This is a genomic window from Sporosarcina sp. FSL K6-6792 (assembly GCF_038004885.1).
In the GTDB taxonomy this organism is placed as follows: domain Bacteria; phylum Bacillota; class Bacilli; order Bacillales_A; family Planococcaceae; genus Sporosarcina; species Sporosarcina psychrophila.
On record NZ_JBBOSA010000001.1, the window covers coordinates 1,364,602 to 1,383,334 of the forward strand.

The 18,733-nt window shown below is 41.1% G+C and carries 19 protein-coding genes; 4 read left to right on the forward strand and 15 right to left on the reverse strand.

Annotation, left to right across the window (positions count from 1 at the left end; translation table 11 throughout):
- Nucleotides 1–65 precede the first annotated feature (65 nt).
- The gene (locus MKZ26_RS06505) at nucleotides 66–551 is read right to left on the reverse strand and encodes a dUTP diphosphatase (protein ID WP_067207709.1); all 486 of its coding nucleotides are present in this window, start codon (nucleotides 549–551) and stop codon (nucleotides 66–68) included.
- A 92-nt stretch (nucleotides 552–643) separates the two neighbouring features.
- On the opposite strand from MKZ26_RS06505, the gene MKZ26_RS06510 reads away from it, so the two are divergent.
- A complete protein-coding gene (locus tag MKZ26_RS06510; RefSeq protein ID WP_340765216.1) occupies nucleotides 644–1,024 on the forward strand; it encodes a sigma-w pathway protein ysdB in 381 nt (126 codons plus the stop codon).
- Nucleotides 1,025–1,051: 27 nt separating this feature from the next.
- On the opposite strand, the gene MKZ26_RS06515 is transcribed toward MKZ26_RS06510, so the two are convergent.
- The 5 genes from MKZ26_RS06515 to thrS form a co-directional block, all read right to left on the reverse strand.
- Nucleotides 1,052–1,342: a DUF1294 domain-containing protein gene (locus MKZ26_RS06515; RefSeq protein WP_231885791.1), complete on the reverse strand. Its 291-nt coding sequence runs from the start codon at nucleotides 1,340–1,342 to the stop codon at nucleotides 1,052–1,054.
- 225 nt (nucleotides 1,343–1,567) lie between these two features.
- Nucleotides 1,568–1,927, reverse strand: a complete 360-nt coding sequence (gene rplT, locus MKZ26_RS06520; protein WP_067207704.1) for a 50S ribosomal protein L20 — start codon at nucleotides 1,925–1,927, stop codon at nucleotides 1,568–1,570.
- A gap of 41 nt (nucleotides 1,928–1,968) precedes the next feature.
- The gene (gene rpmI / locus MKZ26_RS06525; RefSeq protein WP_067207701.1) at nucleotides 1,969–2,169 is read right to left on the reverse strand and encodes a 50S ribosomal protein L35; all 201 of its coding nucleotides are present in this window, start codon (nucleotides 2,167–2,169) and stop codon (nucleotides 1,969–1,971) included.
- Nucleotides 2,170–2,196: 27 nt separating this feature from the next.
- On the reverse strand, nucleotides 2,197–2,703 hold the full coding sequence (gene infC / locus MKZ26_RS06530) for a translation initiation factor IF-3 (protein ID WP_067207698.1): 507 nt from the start codon (nucleotides 2,701–2,703) through the stop codon (nucleotides 2,197–2,199).
- Between the two features lie 400 nt (nucleotides 2,704–3,103).
- A complete protein-coding gene (gene thrS, locus MKZ26_RS06535; RefSeq protein ID WP_067207695.1) occupies nucleotides 3,104–5,038 on the reverse strand; it encodes a threonine--tRNA ligase in 1,935 nt (644 codons plus the stop codon).
- Nucleotides 5,039–5,683: 645 nt separating this feature from the next.
- Between thrS and MKZ26_RS06540 the strand changes: the two genes are divergently transcribed.
- Both MKZ26_RS06540 and MKZ26_RS06545 read left to right on the forward strand, forming a co-directional pair.
- The gene (locus MKZ26_RS06540) at nucleotides 5,684–6,646 is read left to right on the forward strand and encodes a polysaccharide deacetylase family protein (RefSeq protein WP_067207693.1); all 963 of its coding nucleotides are present in this window, start codon (nucleotides 5,684–5,686) and stop codon (nucleotides 6,644–6,646) included.
- A 398-nt stretch (nucleotides 6,647–7,044) separates the two neighbouring features.
- Nucleotides 7,045–7,233, forward strand: a complete 189-nt coding sequence (locus tag MKZ26_RS06545; protein WP_340765220.1) for a hypothetical protein — start codon at nucleotides 7,045–7,047, stop codon at nucleotides 7,231–7,233.
- Between the two features lie 59 nt (nucleotides 7,234–7,292).
- On the opposite strand, the gene dnaI is transcribed toward MKZ26_RS06545, so the two are convergent.
- The 7 genes from dnaI to polA all read right to left on the reverse strand — a co-directional run bounded on the left by dnaI (nucleotide 7,293) and on the right by polA (nucleotide 15,763).
- Nucleotides 7,293–8,237 (reverse strand): primosomal protein DnaI, encoded by a 945-nt coding sequence (dnaI, locus tag MKZ26_RS06550; protein ID WP_340765222.1) that lies wholly within the window; start codon nucleotides 8,235–8,237, stop codon nucleotides 7,293–7,295.
- A 1-nt stretch (nucleotide 8,238) separates the two neighbouring features.
- Nucleotides 8,239–9,618, reverse strand: a complete 1,380-nt coding sequence (locus MKZ26_RS06555; RefSeq protein WP_340765223.1) for a replication initiation and membrane attachment family protein — start codon at nucleotides 9,616–9,618, stop codon at nucleotides 8,239–8,241.
- Nucleotides 9,619–9,649: 31 nt separating this feature from the next.
- Nucleotides 9,650–10,111 (reverse strand): transcriptional regulator NrdR, encoded by a 462-nt coding sequence (nrdR, locus tag MKZ26_RS06560; protein ID WP_067207676.1) that lies wholly within the window; start codon nucleotides 10,109–10,111, stop codon nucleotides 9,650–9,652.
- 380 nt (nucleotides 10,112–10,491) lie between these two features.
- A complete protein-coding gene (locus tag MKZ26_RS06565; protein WP_340765224.1) occupies nucleotides 10,492–11,514 on the reverse strand; it encodes a glyceraldehyde-3-phosphate dehydrogenase in 1,023 nt (340 codons plus the stop codon).
- A 123-nt stretch (nucleotides 11,515–11,637) separates the two neighbouring features.
- Nucleotides 11,638–12,234 (reverse strand): dephospho-CoA kinase, encoded by a 597-nt coding sequence (gene coaE / locus MKZ26_RS06570; protein ID WP_340765225.1) that lies wholly within the window; start codon nucleotides 12,232–12,234, stop codon nucleotides 11,638–11,640.
- A gap of 22 nt (nucleotides 12,235–12,256) precedes the next feature.
- On the reverse strand, nucleotides 12,257–13,129 hold the full coding sequence (gene mutM, locus MKZ26_RS06575; protein ID WP_340765228.1) for a bifunctional DNA-formamidopyrimidine glycosylase/DNA-(apurinic or apyrimidinic site) lyase: 873 nt from the start codon (nucleotides 13,127–13,129) through the stop codon (nucleotides 12,257–12,259).
- A gap of 9 nt (nucleotides 13,130–13,138) precedes the next feature.
- Nucleotides 13,139–15,763 carry a DNA polymerase I gene (gene polA / locus MKZ26_RS06580; protein ID WP_340765230.1) on the reverse strand — a complete coding sequence of 875 codons (2,625 nt, stop codon included), beginning with the start codon at nucleotides 15,761–15,763 and terminating at the stop codon, nucleotides 13,139–13,141.
- 652 nt (nucleotides 15,764–16,415) lie between these two features.
- Here polA and MKZ26_RS06585 point away from each other — a divergent pair.
- Nucleotides 16,416–16,538 (forward strand): hypothetical protein, encoded by a 123-nt coding sequence (locus tag MKZ26_RS06585; RefSeq protein ID WP_340765232.1) that lies wholly within the window; start codon nucleotides 16,416–16,418, stop codon nucleotides 16,536–16,538.
- Between the two features lie 64 nt (nucleotides 16,539–16,602).
- Here MKZ26_RS06585 and pnpS read toward each other — a convergent pair whose 3' ends face one another.
- Together pnpS and MKZ26_RS06595 are read right to left on the reverse strand one after the other, a co-directional pair.
- Nucleotides 16,603–18,018 (reverse strand): two-component system histidine kinase PnpS, encoded by a 1,416-nt coding sequence (pnpS, locus tag MKZ26_RS06590; protein ID WP_340767610.1) that lies wholly within the window; start codon nucleotides 18,016–18,018, stop codon nucleotides 16,603–16,605.
- Entirely contained in the window at nucleotides 18,018–18,728 is a 711-nt protein-coding gene (locus MKZ26_RS06595) for a response regulator transcription factor (protein WP_082786522.1), read from the reverse strand. The genes pnpS and MKZ26_RS06595 overlap by 1 nt, the downstream gene beginning before the upstream one ends.
- Nucleotides 18,729–18,733 lie beyond the last annotated feature (5 nt).

Genomic DNA, 18,733 nt, shown 5'->3' on the forward strand with positions numbered 1-18,733 from the left:
ACAACTCTATTATTTTTTATCTGGAGGCTTCTGTCAATCTATTTTTTGATTTTTCTATAAAACAATTAATAACCTGTTTTTTGACGGTTATAATTTTCTTCATTTTTCGCTAAGTACGCACCAATAATATCTTCATTTGTGAAACCAAGTTTTTTAGCAATGGCCCCATAATGAATCCAGACTTTCTCATAAGCCGTCATGCTAAGTTCATTCAGGAAACAGTGAATAGCAGCCGTAGTTTCTAGGAATAATTGTGTCAATTCTCCTTCAACTTCACCTTCCGGCCAGTTTGTTAGCGTATGTAAGTCCTTTTCTATACCCAAGGAAAGTAGAAAATGAATCGAATCTACATATTCTTCAAGAATCACAGCGTCATCCGAAGGACCTTTTGTGCTCCAAAATTTGAAACAACGCGTTTCATTCGCAAGTTCCGCGAGTTCAATTAAGAGTGCAAGTCCTTTTTCTAGAAAAACATCTGTTTTTTCCTCTCTGTTATTTTGGATAAATAAATCGAGTTCACGTTGCATGGTAAATAGTTTTGACAGTTGCATAAAAAAAACCTCCATTTTTTTAACTATATTGAAACTTTTCAGATTGTCATCCGTATAAGATAGTATCTATAAATTCATAAGGGGGATCCGTTATGGGATTACTGATCCGCTTGATCATTATTGCTTTTATCATTTATTTAGTCTACCGCGGGATTCGTTATTTGACGGACCCCAAAAAAAAGCTTGATGATGCATACGCGGAGGAAAAGTATTATTTCTATGATGAAGTAAATAATGTGCGAAAAAATTTCTTCCTATCGTATAAAGGCGCTATGTTTGAGGGTGAAAAATACTTAGATACAACAGATGATTCCATTGACGTCATCTCCATTTTCGTTTGGGTGAAAGATGAAACAAAACTTCAAGATTTCACAAAAGCGGATTTTGATTTTCTTTCATCCACAATCTTATCCAACTACCCCAAAGCCGCTATTAGTTGGAAAAATCCAATCGAACGACTAATGGAACAATAGAACAAGCCCGTTGAAAAGCGGGCTATTTTACACTTCCATCATTCCTGGTAGGGTAACACCTAGAAGATAGAGTATGCCAATACCATAGGCAATTGCTAAAATAAGAAAGCCGATCCGGAAAGATGTACGTCTTGTCTTATGACGGAATGTTTGCATCCCAAGATATGCACCAATGCCTCCACCAAGCAGTGCAAGCGTCCATAAATTCTTTTCAGGTATTCGTTGTCCTTTTCTCTTTGCCTGACGCTTGTCATACCCCATCGTAATAAATGCCCAAACGGACATAATTGCAATCCATCCTAAAAGTGTCGTTTGCAAGTATGATTCCCCTCTTTTCTTTCTCTACTTACATTTTACACTGTTTAGCAGTCAGAGAGTAATAATATATTTCTTTAAGACTGCACGGCAGATTCACGGATCTATAAGATCCTCTTCCTAAATTCCTCAATACGAAAACTTTACCGTTGCCGTAAAAAAACAAATAAAAAAGTCGCCTCGCACCCAGATTAACTCTGGACCGTTTGGCGACTTTTATTGACGTTCTTATTTTGCGATTGATTTTTTCGCTGCATCTGCAAGTTGTGTGAACGCTTGCGCGTCAGTCACTGCAAGATCAGCAAGCATTTTACGGTTAACATCAATGCCAGCTACTTTCAAGCCGTGCATAAGAGTGCTGTAAGAAAGACCGTTGATACGTGCAGCCGCATTGATACGTGTAATCCAAAGTTTACGGAATTCACGTTTCTTCTGACGACGGTCACGGTATGCATAGTTGAATGATTTCATTACCTGTTGGTTTGCTACCTTGTAAAGTCTATGTTTTGAACCAAAGTAACCTTTTGCTAATTTCAATACTCGATTACGACGCTTGCGCGTCACTGTTCCACCTTTTACGCGTGGCATAGTTCATTACCTCCTGCTTTTCTGTCCGATTGTGTTTTAAATTATTTCATGTAAGTGATCATTTGACGAATGCGTTTGAAATCGCCTGAAGAAACTAGTGAAGCTTTACGCAGGTGACGTTTCGCTTTTGTCGGTTTGTTTGCAAACAAGTGACTTGTGTAAGCACGGCCGCGTTTCAATTTACCAGAACCGGTTTTTTTGAAACGTTTCGCTGAGCCGCGGTGAGTTTTCATTTTTGGCATGTTCTGTTCCTCCTAAATCATTCATTGTTACTCTTTTTCAGCAGTTGGTGCAAGCACTAGGAACATGCTGCGGCCTTCCATCTTCGGTCGTTGTTCAACCGTAGATACATCTTTGCACGCTTCTGCGAAACGGTCAAGGACACGCTGTCCGATTTCCTTGTGCGTAATCGCACGTCCACGGAAACGGATTGAAGCTTTAACTTTATCGCCTTTTTCAAGGAACTTGACAGCGTTCCGTAGTTTTGTCTGGAAATCATGCTCATCGATTGTCGGGCTTAACCGAACTTCTTTAAGCAAAATGATTTTCTGATTCTTACGGACTTCGCGATCCTTTTTCTGCTGTTCAAATTTGAACTTTCCGTGGTCCATGATACGAGCCACTGGGGGTTTCGCTGTTGGTGCTACAAGGACAAGATCCAAATTCGCAAGAGCGGCAATTTCAAGTGCCTCAGTGCGTGTTTTGATTCCGAGCTGATCGCCGTTGTGATCAATAATGCGTAGCTCGCGGGCACGGATGCCCTCATTTACGTACATGTCTTTGCTAATAGTAATCCACCTCCGGATATTTCTCGAATACATGGTTTGGGTATACCGTCCGGTTCGGGTCGGCCCCACAGGTCCATCCAATTAAAAAAGGTAGACAAATTGGATTTGTCTACCCGCGTATGTGTACGTGCAAATGCACGGCACTTCACTCATGTTTTAACCCGTCAACAACGTCTAGGCGTCGAACAGGTGAGAAGCGGGTAGCCTCTTCTTATACCACAAACTGTATTCAGTCATTACTAACCTTAATTACTTTACCATGTGACAATAAACTTGTCAACATGTTTTAATCTGCGGCTTGGCGAATTCACGGTTGCCGCATCGCTTTCATCGCTGAAAACATGCGTTAAAATTTATATAGTTAGTGTTTGACCACTGCTGTATAAATTTAAATACTTGTAACTTCTTCTTTTAGTCTAGCAAGGAATTCGTCGAATGGCAAGCTTTCAGATTGCTGTTCGCCGTATTTACGAACGTTCACTTCGCCTGATTCGACTTCTTTGTCTCCAAGAACGAGCATATAAGGTACTTTTTGCATCTGTGCTTCTCGTATCTTGTAACCAATTTTTTCATCACGGCTATCAATATTAACGCGGAATCCAGCAGCAACCAATTTTTCACGAACGCCATCTGCATAATCAAAATGTGCATCTGGTGAAACTGGAATTACTTCTACTTGGACAGGTGCCAACCAAGTTGGGAATGCACCTTTGTATTCTTCAATTAGGAATGCAACAAAACGTTCCATAGTTGAAACAACACCGCGGTGAATGACGACTGGACGATGTTGTTTTCCATCTTCGCCAACGTATGTTAGATCGAAACGTTCAGGAAGCAAGAAGTCGAGTTGCACTGTTGACAATGTTTCTTCCATACCAATTGCTGTTTTCACTTGAACGTCAAGTTTAGGTCCGTAGAATGCAGCTTCCCCTTCTGCTTCAACATAGTCAAGACCAAGTTCATCCATCGCTTCTTTCAGCATTGTTTGTGCACGATTCCACATTGCATCGTCATCAAAATATTTCTCTTTATCCGCTGGATCGCGGTAAGAAACACGGAATGAATAATCCTCGATATTGAAATCTTTATAAACGTCAATAACAAGTTGGACAACGCGTTTGAATTCATCTTTAATCTGATCCGGACGAACAAAGATATGCGCATCATTCAACGTCATTCCACGAACGCGTTGCAAGCCTGATAGTGCTCCGGACATTTCATAACGGTGCATTGTACCAAGTTCCGCAATACGTAACGGCAGGTTTCTGTATGAATGAATTCCATTTTTATAAATCATCATATGATGAGGGCAGTTCATTGGACGCAAAACAAGGTCTTCGTTGTCCATACTCATTACAGGGAACATGCCGTCCTGATAATGATCCCAGTGGCCTGAAGTTTTATATAATTCGACGCTACCGAGAACTGGTGTATAGACATGATCATAGCCAAGCCTCTGTTCCTTATCAACGATGTATCTCTCGATGATTCTGCGAATCGTAGCTCCCTTAGGCAACCACATTGGCAAGCCCTGACCTACTTTTTGAGAGTTCATGAAAAGATTAAGTTCTTTCCCTATTTTACGGTGATCTCGCTCTTTAGCTTCTTCCAAAAGACGAAGATGTTCTTTTAGTTCATCTTTTTTAAAGAACGCTGTACCGTAAATTCGTTGTAGCATTTTGTTATTCGAATCGCCGCGCCAGTAAGCGCCTGCGATGCTAAGGAGTTTGAATTCCTTTAACTTCCCTGTAGATGGAACGTGAACACCACGGCACAAGTCGATGAAGTCGCCTTGTTCATAAATAGACACTTGCTCGCCCTCAGGAATCGCTTCTAGAAGTTCTAGTTTGTATTCGTCATCGATTTCTTCAAAACGCTTTTTCGCCTCTTCACGAGATACATCATGACGAATTACTTCCACGTTTTCAGCAATAATTCTTCTCATCTCTTTTTCAAGTTCTGGTAAGTCTTCTGCTGTAATCGGTTCAGGCGAATCAATATCATAATAAAATCCGCTTTGGATAACTGGGCCAATACCTAGTTTTGCATTAGGAAACTTACGTTTTACAGCTTGTGCTAGAAGATGTGCTGTACTATGGCGTAATATTTCAAGTGCTTCCGGTGATTGAGGTGTGATAATCGCGATATCACCGTCCTCATTAATTGCTGATTTCAAGTCTACTAACTTGTCTCCAACTTTACCTGCCAGTGCACTTTTTCGCAGTCCCGGGCTAATTGATCCTGCTACGTCTTCTGTAGTTGTACCTTGTGGAAATTCTTTCACGGCACCATCTGGAAATTTCAAATTAATCATATTTGTCATTGTTAAGCACTCCTCATTTATTATTATTGGAAAACAAAAAAAGCCCCATCCCTGGAAAGGGACGAAGCTTTAGCTCGCGGTTCCACCCTTCTTCCTTCAATCCGGAACACTTGAAAAGCGTAAGAGGCCTGTTTAGACCGCTGAAGCTAGACAAACGTACCGAAAAGATGAAGCTTGACGTCGGGTAACGGACCGGATTCCGTCATCGGTTACTGCACTGTTCACCGATGCTGCTCCAAGGTGGTAAATCATCCTTCTATCCTTCAGGGCTTCCAGCCAATGGCCCCGTTCTCTTTAGGTAGACGAAAAGATTGTTGTCCTCTTCCAAGCATTTCAGATTATTAATTAAAACTGAGTATACGTCGATTACGTAATAAATGCAAGTTCGTTCTACATGTATCTCCATAATTCATTGGATTAATAATTACAAAACAACCTGATCCTCTAGGTTCCTCCAGCTGTTTTTCTATTTGTTTAGATTGCAGTGTTGCCAGATAATCAAAAGTATAGTCCTTAGATGAACGGGAAGCCTACTAGTATCAAGATATTGAATGGAGGATTTACCATGGAACAGAGTGATAAAGCTGCCGTAGATTGGCCAGAACATCTTCAATTAGTTAAATGTATTGCATATGAGGAAAAAGAATGAAAAAGATCATTTACATGATTATGATTTTTATTGTGCTAGTCTCAGTGCCGAGCATTCTCATAAAGACATTTACAGCTATTTCTTCAAAGCCTGACGCCGAAAGCTCCATCACTACTTTCTCAGAGGCTGATAATGATGAACTTATTAAAATGATTTCAGCTTATAATGACCAACATAAAATTGAACCTATTAACGCTAAAATCGACAGAGTCTGGAAAGCAATACCCGGATATAATGGCTTAGAAGTAGATATTGAAGCCAGCTATAAGAACATGAAACCCAGCACAGATATTGATACAAATAAAATCATTTTCAAGGAAACTTCTCCGGAAATCCATTTGAGCGATTTAGAACCGTCACCGATTTATCGTGGGAATCCTGAAAAACCAATGGTAGCCCTACTCATAAATGTCGCTTGGGGCAATGAGTACATTCCGGGTATCCTGAAAACATTATCAGACAACCAGGTAAAGGCAACATTCTTTTTTGATGGTAGTTGGGTTAAAAATAATCCCGATCTGGCTACGATGATTAACCTTGAAGGTCACGAAATTGGCAACCATGCTTATAGTCACCCCGACCTTAAACAGCGTTCTCGAAATGAAACAGTGAATGAATTGAAAAAAACCAATGATGTAATTGAGGAAACTCTCGGTATAAAACCGATATGGTTTGCACCGCCAAGTGGAAGTTTTAATCAGGAAACCATTTTGGTCGCCAATGAGCTTGGCATGAAAACAATTCTATGGACGGTCGATACAGTTGATTGGAGAAAGCCAGCAACCTCCGAAATGGTTGTGCGTGTTGTCTCTGGGGTAAGTAGCGGTGCGATGGTTCTAATGCACCCTACAAAAGCCGTTTTTGAAGGGCTAGAAACTATGATAATTGAAATTAAAGGGAAAGGGCTTCGACTAGGTACCGTAAGTGATTTAATGAGCGAAAAGCGGATTGACGACTAAAACCAGCCCTAGTAGCAACGGTATTTAATAATGAGCTATAAGAGAGATAAAGTGAATAACGAGGACATTCACCCGCCCGATATTGATATAGGTAAATTTACAATCATTCAGGCCACTTTTCCGAAGAATTTGAGCCGGAAAGAACAAAACATCAAATTCTGTGCAGGAGTGAATAGGGAGTTTGTAGCATTATTGTTATCAATTACGAAACGCGAAGGCTTGTCAAAAATATGAAGTTAAAAATCAGACATCGCTCTTGCTATATATGTTGAGCTAATGATTCTATGCGCCGAGCGTTGTTGAGTGGATTCTTTATGTCAACATATCTAGGTAGAATTAATTACCATGGAATGAAAAGCTGCATTAAACACATGATACGTTTATGGAGGTGATTAATCTTGCCAAATAACAAAGACAGAAATCCAAACCGTGACCAAAAACAAAATCAAGACCGTAACAGAAACCAAAAACCAAATGATATGCGTGAAGAATTCGGCTCTACATTCGATATCGATAAGTTGAATACTCAAGAAAACGAGAATCAAAAGCAAAGAGAACAACGCACAAACCGTTTTGAAAAAAGATAATAAATAAACTATTAAAAATGACAGAAGCTCAATGCTTCTGTCATTTTTAGGTTTCCCTTTTATTTATCGCGTCTATTTTCACCATCGAGTCGTATTGGAATGCTAATCATTTGCACCCTCTCCATGATTCTTGCCGCTTTTACAGCTTCTTTTTCACCACGCTGTGTGTATGTCAAATGATCTTCAAGTTCAGCGTAACTAAGGTTAGATGTGAAAAAAGTCGGCAATTTTTCTGCCATCCTGTATTGTAAAATAGTGCCGAGCACTTCATCACGCGTCCAAGCAGACATTGTTTCTGCACCAATATCATCAAGCATAAGTACTTGTGCGTTTTTCACAAAATCAATTTTCTCATTTAAGGTCTGATCTTGAATAGATTGTTTCATTTCCCTTAGGAATTCCGGGACATATACAGCAACTGTACGTATCCGACGATTGGCTAATTCGTTCGCCAATGCTCCAAGCACGAATGATTTACCGATTCCAAACGGGCCATAAATGTACATACCTCGCTCTGGAAGTTTTCCGGTTTCATCGAAAGCGTTCAAGAAATCTTTTGCAGCTCGTACCGCCGGAACCCTACTATCATCAAAAAACATATCAATGCTTTGCAATTTCGCTTCCATGACATCTTTGGGCATATACATACTGTCTATCATTTTCTTAATATTACGTTGATCATCATCAACTAATCTGTTGGGACACTTTGTATATTCCACATCTATAAGCCCACGGGATAATACCAATTTCGGTTCGAAGCCGTTCATGATATTCACACATCCTGCGAGGTAGGGACATTTTCCACAACTATGGGAAGCGGTGGCGTATTCGTATAGTTTGCCAAGACTCCGCTCGACAACTTCACCATCAACTTCAGTGGAATGATCCGTCAAAAATTGTTGTACCCCTGGACTTTCCATCACTTCTCTGCGCAATTCATCATATCTTGCGGCAAATGCCGGTGATTTCACGACCCGTTTCAACGTATCGCCAATATGTTCCATTTCACTTCACCGTCCCGTCCCCCGTTACGCCTAATTCCTCAAGTAATTTACGGCGTTCTTCATCAATCTCTGAAGAAGACTTAACAGGTTTATCTGATTTTGTTTTCTTTTCTTCTTTTTTATAAAACCATTCCGGTACTTTCTCTTCACGCGCGGATTTTCGTCTAGGCGCCGATTTCGATCCTGTGCTCTGACCTTCATTTTTCCATTTAACATACTGGTCATGCTCATTCCTCGACATTTCAAGTGCAGTTTTCACTGTATCAACCTTTTTGTTCATCCAATGGGAAGCAATCCGCTCAACATAACTATTCGTTATTTTCCCGTCATTGCGCAAATGAACGTATTGCAGCAGAACATTGACGACACCGACGGACAATCCGTGTGTATTGACCAACTTTTCTGCAAGCTTCACGTCTACAGAAAGTGGCTCTTTCCCGTTAATCTCACGTAACATTTCAAGTGGCGCCGTATTTTCAAGGTAATGCACCAATTCTTCATCTCGCGTTAATAGTCCTGTTTCAGGCTTAGGTAATTCTTTCGCATACACTTTATGCAATACTGGCGCCTCTTTTGAAACATTCATTTTATAAAACTCCGCTGCTGACTTTCGCAATCTGTCTTCCGGCAACTTGAGATCTTCATCGAGAGCCATCATGATGACTTTTTGCATATCTAGCGGCGTGAGCGAATAAAGGAATGCGATTTTCGCAATTAATTCCTTAGAAACAGAAGATAATGAAGCTTTGGGAACCATTTGTTCAGATAAACCCGAACTTAGCAGATTGAAATCAAAGTCTGAATGCAAAAACGGAACACCTTCCGGCTCATTCCGTCCGATAAACTGCTGGCCCTCGCCCATATCCATACTATAGCCCTGCTGAACGGGCGTATACACATCTAAAAATGTACGAGAAATATCTTCAAATCCAATTTCATTAACACTGTCTAGCGCAAAGCGGCTACGTAGATTTCGGTATGCCTGTTCTCCGATTTTACTAAATAAGAATGTCGACAACAGTGGATCTAGGAAAAAAGCTTTGGCATCAAGTGGAGGAAGCAGATCGTAAACAAATAATCTCGCATCTCCATCTTTTTTCTTGTACGTTCGTAATAAGCCGATTGCTTCAAGAGATATACGGGCTTCGAAGACAGGTCCCAGTGGCATCGTCAAGATGTTCATAAGGTGGTAATGGTTGTATTCACGGTCGTCTTCACGCTCTGCGTCCGCCCATAATGTCATAAACAAGCTCATCGCTCCTGGGCCAATCAGCGGTTGGTAAAATAAAGTGAGGAGTTGACGATCATAATCTGAAAAGGGCTGCGATAACCGTATTTTGTATGCGTCAACTGGCTGTAGTTCTTTATAAAGGGGTGCCATCAAACTCTACTTCCTATCTGAATGGGATACGTTACTTTTTCGTCCGTTTTTGTAGGTCTTGCAATTCTTTTATGAAAACTGTGATGTCTTTATATTGGCGATAGACCGAAGCGAATCTGACATACGCGACTTCATCAACTTCCGATAGCTGTTCCATAACCATTTCCCCAACATCATCAGAATTAATCTCCACGACACCTGCGCTTCTCAATTCTTTTTCAATCGAATAGACGATCTTTTTTAGGTCCTCAAGGGAAACAGCGCGTTTTTCACATGCTCGAATAAGACCTCTGAGCACTTTTTCTCCGCTAAATTCTTCACGCGAATCGTCTTTCTTCACGACAATCAAAGGCATTTCCTCAACTTTTTCAAATGTCGTAAAACGGAATGCGCATTGTTCGCATTCTCTGCGACGCCGGATGGATCTATTCTCCTCGGCCGGTCTAGAATCAACTACCCGGGTGCCATTGAACTGGCAAGCTGGACATTTCATAATGTGTATCCTCCGCTTTTTCTTAGATAATAACTTAATTATAACAGAAAACGACAAAAAAAATCGAAATAGAGTGGAAAGAAGCATTGTACAATGAGAAAAGCGCAAGGCGCCATCCACCCCGACAGGCATAAGTGATAAAGGAAGGCAGTCGAAGTTCGCGACGTCCTGTCGCAATGACTGCTTACAGGTACGAGGAGGCGTACTTCAACCCCCATAGAGGAGAGATGTAGTTTAATCCCTTCCCAAATAATTTATGACCCAAGGGTTGGCGCCTGAAGCCTGGACACCATTCCACGTCGAAAACATATACTTGTCTTCCAAAAAAAACGTCCCCAAAGTCATCTTTCACTGACTTTAGGGACGCTTTCTATTCACAATTAAGTAAGTTCTTTTGTTTTCAAAGCTACTGCAACTTTCTTTGTCAAATCGACGACGCGTGCAGAATAACCCCACTCATTATCATACCAGGCAAGTACTTTCACTTTGCGATCTGCCATAACAATTGTTGAAAGACCGTCAATGATCGCTGAGTCAGTTGTTGTATTGTAATCAATAGATACAAGCGGCTCTGTTGAGAAACGGAGAATACCTGCCATCGCTCCTTCAGAAGCCTGCTTAAATGCATTGTTTACCATCTCTACTGTCACGTCTTGCTTCAAATCTACAACTAGGTCGACAAGTGAAACATTCGGCGTAGGTATACGAAGTGACATTCCGTGAATCTTCCCTTCCAATTCTGGAAGCACAAGTGCCAACGCTTTTGCAGCTCCAGTAGATGTTGGAATGATAGATTGTCCGCATGCACGTGCACGTCGAAGGTCCTTATGAGGATTATCCAAGTTCTTTTGGTCGTTTGTATATGCATGAACCGTTGTCATTAAACCGTTGTCAATCCCAAATGCATCATTTAATACCTTAGCTACAGGAGCAAGACAGTTCGTTGTACAACTTGCATTCGAAATGATGTCATGCTTTTCGATATCTAATTTATCATCGTTTACACCTAAAACAATTGTGATATCTTCATTTTTACCAGGTGCCGATATAATGACTTTTTTTGCCCCCGCTTCAAGGTGAAGAGCCGCTTTGTCACGCGAATTGAACTTACCAGTCGCTTCAATGACAATATCGACACCAAGCTTTTTCCAAGGAAGGTTAAGCGGGTCACGGTCAGAGACGATTTGCACTCGTTTCCCATTGACGACAATCGCATTTTCTTCTGCAATGACTTCGCCATCAAATGTACCGTGATTCGTATCGTACTTTATAAGATGAGCGAGTGTTTCTGATGAATACATTGCGTTAATCGCAACGATTGTTACATCTTCTTCTGTAATCATTTGACGGAATACCATTCGTCCAATTCTTCCAAACCCGTTTATCGCAATAGAAGTAGTCATATAAAGATCCTCCTGTATGTATGTTATACTTTTTATCTAATACTCGTCATTAGTATAACACATATTATGCTAAAACCAAGATTTACTATGGACAATTGAAATGTTTCATTTTTCAGAATCACTTCAAGGCTCTGCATTCCATTTAGAAAGCACCTCAGTCAACTGGCTTTCTGTCTCTTCCACTGGACCGTTATTGAATAAAACCGCGTCTGCACTCAGTTCCTTCTCTTCGATTGATAGTTGGGAACGGATTCGTGCATCCGCTTCTTCTTCCGATAACACATTCCTCGCAATGAGACGTTCCTTTTGTATTTCTGCCGAGACAGACACGACAATAATTTTATCCACGAACGATTGCAACTTGCTTTCAAACAACAAAGGGATGTCCATGATAACTGTATTCGATCCCGTTGAAATCAATTGCTCTTTTTGCCTTAACATCTCTTGTCGTATTGCAGGATGGATGATACCATTCAACTTTTGGCGCTCTTCTACATCGCCGAATATTTGCTCCCCTAGCTTTTCACGATTAAGCGATCCGTCCGAACGTAAAATCCCCTGACCAAATACGCGACTGATTTCTTGTAAAACTGGACTCCTAGGTTCGACAACAAGACGTGCAATTTCATCCGCATCTACAATTGGAAAGCCCTTTTTCTTCAACATCTTGGATACGGTGCTTTTCCCACTTGCAATACTGCCCGTTAAACCGATAATCATAGCTCACACAGCCCTTCAACAATCATTTCTGGCATGTCGGACAATAAACGGATGTCCTACCTGCGATTTTCATACTCTCCGTGGCAGAGCCGCAAGCAGGGCAAAATTTCCTACCATACATTTTAAGACGATCCTGCATTGTGCCCGCTTCCCCATTAATATTCCGGTAATCAGAAATGGAGCTGCCTCCCGCATCAATACTTTCCTGTAAAATAGCCACAATCACATCAAATAATTCATTTTTTCTTTTTAGACTAATCCGCTCCGTAGTTCTTTCGGGATGTATCTTCATCTTATAGATTGCTTCCGTCGCATAAATATTCCCACATCCAGATAATACATGCCCGTCCATAATGACTTCTTTGATTGGTTTTCGGGCATATTTCGGCATAGCTGCAAACTCAAGGAAATGCTTGCGCGCTCCAGTAGCGAACGGTTCAGGAGCCATTTTCAATAGTGGCGGATGATCTGCTTCACAGCCAAGAAGCCGTAGTTCTCCAAAACGACGAATATCCGAATACACCAGTAGTCCCCCGCCTTCCAGCGCAAAAACAACATGAACATGGTTACGGAACTTCAATTCCGTAATGTCATCAACGCTGTCAACGGTGAACCAAGCCCCTGTCATACCAAGATGACTGACAAGAAGACAGGTGTTACCATCTTTCATTAAATGAAAGTAAATGTATTTACTGCGCCGTGTGACATTTTCAATCGTCATACCAGCCATATCTACTATAAAGTCTTCGGTTGTAATTCCTTTTATTACAGCTTCTTTACCTAGTTGTTTTGATTTGATAACCGTATCTGAAACGGTCACGTTCTGGATTGTCCTTCCAATCGCAATTGGTGCGAGTGCACGGACAACCCCTTCTACTTCCGGTAATTCAGGCACTTTATCCCCTCACTTCGTCTCATACCAAGATAATCCGAATGCCCAATCTACTTTCAATGGCACGTCAAGCGCAAGAGCAGATTCCATCACTTCAGGTACGATTTCTTTTAGTTTCTCAATTTCTTCTTCTGGTGCTTCAAAGATCAATTCATCATGCACTTGCAGGAGCATACGTGTCTGCATGCCTTCAACTTCAAGCCTGTTAGCCATTTCAATCATTGCTTTCTTAATAATATCGGCCGCACTTCCTTGAATCGGTGTATTCATAGCAGTCCGTTCCGCAAAACTTCTTAAGTTGAAATTCGAACTTGTGATTTCTGGTAAATAGCGTCTACGGTTCATAAGCGTCGTCACATAGCCTTTTCTTTTCGCCTCTGCAACAATGTCGCTCATATACTGTTTGACTCCCGGGAAACTGCTGAGATAAGTATCGATGAATTGCGCTGCGTCTTTGCGCGTAATATCCAAGTTTTGCGAAAGTCCGTAATCACTTATACCGTAGACAATACCAAAGTTGACTGCTTTTGCTGCTCGTCGCATGTCTGACGTCACTGAATCTTCATCAACACCGAAAACATCCATTGCTGTCTTCGTATGAATATCTGCACCTGCACGGAAAGCCTCAATCAGTTTTTCATCTTGCGACATATGTGCGAGTACCCGCAGTTCGATTTGTGAATAGTCCGCGGCAAATAGATACCAGCCCGGTTCAGATGGAACGAACGCTGCACGAATTTTCCTTCCCTCTTCAAGCCGTACAGGAATGTTCTGTAAATTGGGATTGATGGAACTAAGTCGACCTGTTGTCGTGAGTGCTTGCTGGAAACGGGTATGAATCTTGCCATCCTCATGAATTTCTTTCAATAGTCCTTCGATATATGTCGAATTCAATTTTCCGAGTTGGCGATAGTTCAATATATGGCTGATAATTTCATGTTCGCTTTCAAGCTTCTCAAGCACATCCGCCGCAGTTGAATAACCAGTTTTCGTCTTTTTAATCGGAGTAAGTCCGATTTTCTCAAAAAGGATGACGCCAAGCTGTTTAGGTGAATTAATGTTGAATTTTTCTCCTGCAATTTCATAAATAGTTGTCTCAAGTGTAGCCAGTTTAGCAGACAGTTCAGTTCCGATTGTCAGAAGCGTCTCTCGGTCCGTCTTAACACCAGTCGTTTCCATTTTCGCAAGAATCGCCGCAAGCGGTAACTCAAGTTCATGGTATAAATCATATTGATCATTATCTTGTAATCGCTCTTCAATCTCTGCGTGCAATTTCCAAATCGCCAGCGCTTTTCGACCGGCGTGGTCTGCAATTATTTCTTCGGTCGGTATCGCTTTCTTAGCACCTTTTCCATAAATCACTTCATCCTGCTCGACTTCTGTGTAACCAAACTCTCCTGTAATGGAAGCTACATCGGTATAGGTCGTCGATGGGTTGACGATGTAGGTCGCCAGCAATAGGTCAAACTGGAAGCCTTCTGCATCTAGACCTTGACGCGCTAGTGATGCACTAGCTGCTTTTGAATCAGACGAGTATTTCAGCTTGTCCGTATTTTGCAACCAGTTTTTGAATGGTGTCGATTTTTTTGCAACTTCAAGCGGTATAAATAGAATGTTTTTTTCATCCGCCAAACTAATGCCTAAAATCTCTGCAGTCAAATAGTTTTCATCCATCATTTCAACATGAATCGCCATCTCATCTGATAAATCCTTGTCCAAGAGTTCGGCAACAATCGTGACTTCAATTGCTTCTTTTGGTTCCTCAGCTGCTTGAGGAGTAATTTTTTCGAGGAGCGTTTTGAATTTCAACTCCCGGTAAATAGTCGTCACTTGATCCATATCGGGGCCGTCATACGCTAAATCATTAATGTTAACCGTGATCGGTGCATTCACTTCAATTGTCGCAAGATCTTTGCTCATAAACGCTTGTGCTTCATTTTCCGTTAGGTTCTGATTCAACTTTTTAGCAGTAATTTTAGCAAGTGATTTATAAACATTTTCAATCGAACCGTATTCGATTAACAATTTGAGCGCAGTTTTCTCCCCGACTCCAGGAACGCCGGGAATATTATCGGATGCATCGCCCATTAGTCCTTTCATATCAATGATTTGATGGGGCTCAATGCCGTATTTATCCATGACGTGTTCAGGCGTGTATTTCTCAATATCAGTCATTCCTTTTCGGGTGATGAACACCGTTGTATGGTCGCTGGCAAGTTGAGTTAAATCCTTATCCCCTGAAATGACGACGATTTCGGAACCGTCCGCATCTCCCGCTTTGCTAAGCGTGCCGATGATATCATCCGCTTCATACTGATCCAGTTCGTACTGGGGGATATTGTATGCTTCAAGCAACTTACGCAAATAAGGGAATTGCTCGGATAATTCAGGTGGCGTTTTCTGACGCCCACCTTTATATTCTCCGTATGTTTTATGCCTGAATGTTGTTTTTCCAGCATCCCATGCCACGAGAATATGCGTCGGTTTTTCATCCTCAAGGATGTTTTGGAGCATCATCGTGAAGCCATATACCGCATTGGTATGGATACCGTTATCATTTGTTAATAAAGGTAATGCAAAAAATGCCCGGTACGCAAGACTGTTTCCGTCAAGTAACACAATTTTCTTTGTCGTCATGTACATTCCACTCCATTCAAAAAAACGTCATCTTCATTCATCTTACCACGGGGGCGGATAGAATTGAAAATGACGCGTTGTTTAGTCTGCTTCTGTAATTATTTACTTATGAACACGTCTGTTGATTAACCATTTATTCGTATAAAATACGGATGAGTAGGGCTTAATGACCTTCATTTTCACTGGATCATTTCCGTTACGCTTTCGGCGACTATTCATGACAGATTTACTGAGGGGTGCTAGTGTAGCTAGAAGTGACTCCGTCACTTCTAACTACACTTCTTCCAGTAACCCTATTGAGAATAGTTGCCTGTCGCGTACCTACAATGTTCAAGTGAAAAATGCAGTTTTTTTGGAAGAAAAGAGTAGATGATATTCTATAAAGAGTGTAAGTGCCCGAAGATGCAATTTCGGGCACTTTTGCACGTTATACAATGCGTTCATTGATTACTTTTAACAAAAAGTAATCATCAAATTATGTGATGTATACTAGAAAGTGACACTTCTTTAATAAAAAAAGAGAAAACCCTAAAGAAAGTTTCAGCCGCCAAAATTGCATCTTTGGCGGCTTTTATCCTGGTAAATGCCATTCTATTCTTTCGTCCCAATAAGCTTGAGCACTTCGTGGACTTATCCATTTGGAGCAGGGCGGATGAAGGACCACCATACGATTACCGAAAAAATATGTAGGGATGCGACAAAGTCGTATCCCTACATATCCAGTCATCTCGGAAATCGTACAGAAGTCATTCCATCCAAAGCAATCCAAATGTAACTATACAAGTAGCACCCAGTCTGTGATCAAATTATTTTCAGTTAATCAACAGACGTGGGATTGCTTAATTACCTTGTCGCAAAGGTAGACAGATACGAATCAATGTACCAACACCGATTGTGCTCTCCACTTCGACTGTACCACTATGGGCTTCCACGAGGTGTTTGACAATGGCTAGTCCTAACCCTGTGCCACCCGAGTCACGGCTCCTTGCACGGTCAACACGGTAGAAGCGTTCAAACAGCCGTGCCAGTTCAACTTGTTCGATACCGATTCCTTCATCTTGTACTTCAATAATTACATTTTGCGCTATTCTTTTTACTGAAACAGTGATTTTTGTCTGTTCTTTTGAATAGTTAATCGCATTTGATAATAGATTCACCATTACTTGAATTAATCGACTTGCATCGCCTTCGATAGCAATGTCATCTGCAATATCCAAGTTGATAGCCATCTTCTTACGCTCCAGACTACCGGAAACGATTTTCAATGCATCATTCATCAGCTCTAACAGCTCAACATGTCCAAACTGAAGTGAAAAGTTTTCTCTTTCCATTGCTGATAATTCGAGCAAGTCATCAATTAATAGATGTAGGCGGTTACTTTCTTTCTGAATGATTTCAAGAAATTCTTTCATTATGACAGGTTCATTCATCGCACCATCTAATAATGTTTCAGTGAACCCTTTAATTGAAGTAATAGGAGTACGAAGTTCGTGGGATACATTTGCAACAAAATCTTTTCTTACTTCTTCAAGCCGGACAAGCTTTGTAATATCATGCATGACAACAACAATTCCGAGCCAATTCCCGTGATGGCCGATAACAGGCGCACCATAAACGCTCATGTAGGAATAATAACCTCCTGAATCAATCCTAACCTGTTTTTCATGTACTTGTTCAGTCATAAAAACATCTTCAATCAAATCTTCAATTTCAATAGGTAAACCAATTGTTTTGAACGTTTTACCTATTGGCTCCTCTTTTGAAAATCCAAACGTCTTTTCAAATACCCCATTTACAAGATTGACTGACCCTTCACGACCAAACATCAAAAGCCCACTACCCATACTTTCTATAAGTGTTTTCAAACGCTCTTTTTCCATCATTCGAAGTGTCGTCATCTCTTGCAAATTGCTAGCAATTTTATTAATGGAAATCGCAAGTTCATTATCATATTCTGGTTCATCCGTCTTAGTCCTTGCATGGTAATCGCCCTGTGCAATTTGAACGGCCACTTTTGTCACTTCATCGACCGGACGGGCGTATTGCATCATCATCCGCATCGCTATAAAGAGAGAGAGAATAAATGCAATTATCAGCGTGACGATTAAATAGACCCAGTATTGTCGTTGCAGATCAAGTGTGATATCACGCGCGAATAAAGGGAAAAACTGACCCAGGACAATACCGAGGCCAGTTAAAAGAACCGAAAGAAGAATTGCACACGCAATAGTTAATCGGGAATATAAATCTTTCATCAAATTTTCGGCTCCTCAAATTTATAGCCAATTCCCCTTACTGTCTTGATGAAAACAGGTTTCTTCGTGTTTTCTTCAATTTTCTCCCGTAGATGACTAACGTGAACATCGACGATGCGTGTATCGCCAGCAAAGTCATAATTCCAGACTGCACTTAAAAGTTGGTCCCGTGATAGAACACGATTCTTGTTCTGCATGAAATAAACAAGAAGTTCAAATTCCTTTGGAGTGAACTCAAGTTCTACTTTGTCAAGATAAGCTTCATATTGTTCAGCGTGCACCGTTAAAGATCCAGTGGTCAAAATCCCTGTTTCTTCGACACGGCCTGTCCATTCCCCACTACGTCTCAATACAGCCTTAACGCGTGCAACAACCTCTCTAGGACTAAACGGTTTCGTCATATAATCATCCGCGCCAATTTCAAGACCTAGGACCTTGTCGAGCTCGTCCCCTTTTGCCGTCAGCATGATAATCGGAATATCGAGCCCCCGCTGTCTTAACGTTTTGCAGACATCAATCCCATCCATTTTCGGAAGCATTAAGTCAAGTAAAATTAAATCAGGTTTTTCCATTTCTGTTTTCAATACAGCTTCTTCTCCGTCAGCAGCGGTGATTGTTTCGTATTGCGCCTGCTTTAAGTTGTATTCTAATAGTGTTCGAATCGGCTGTTCGTCATCGACAATCAATATTTTCTTTATACTTGAACTCAACTTGC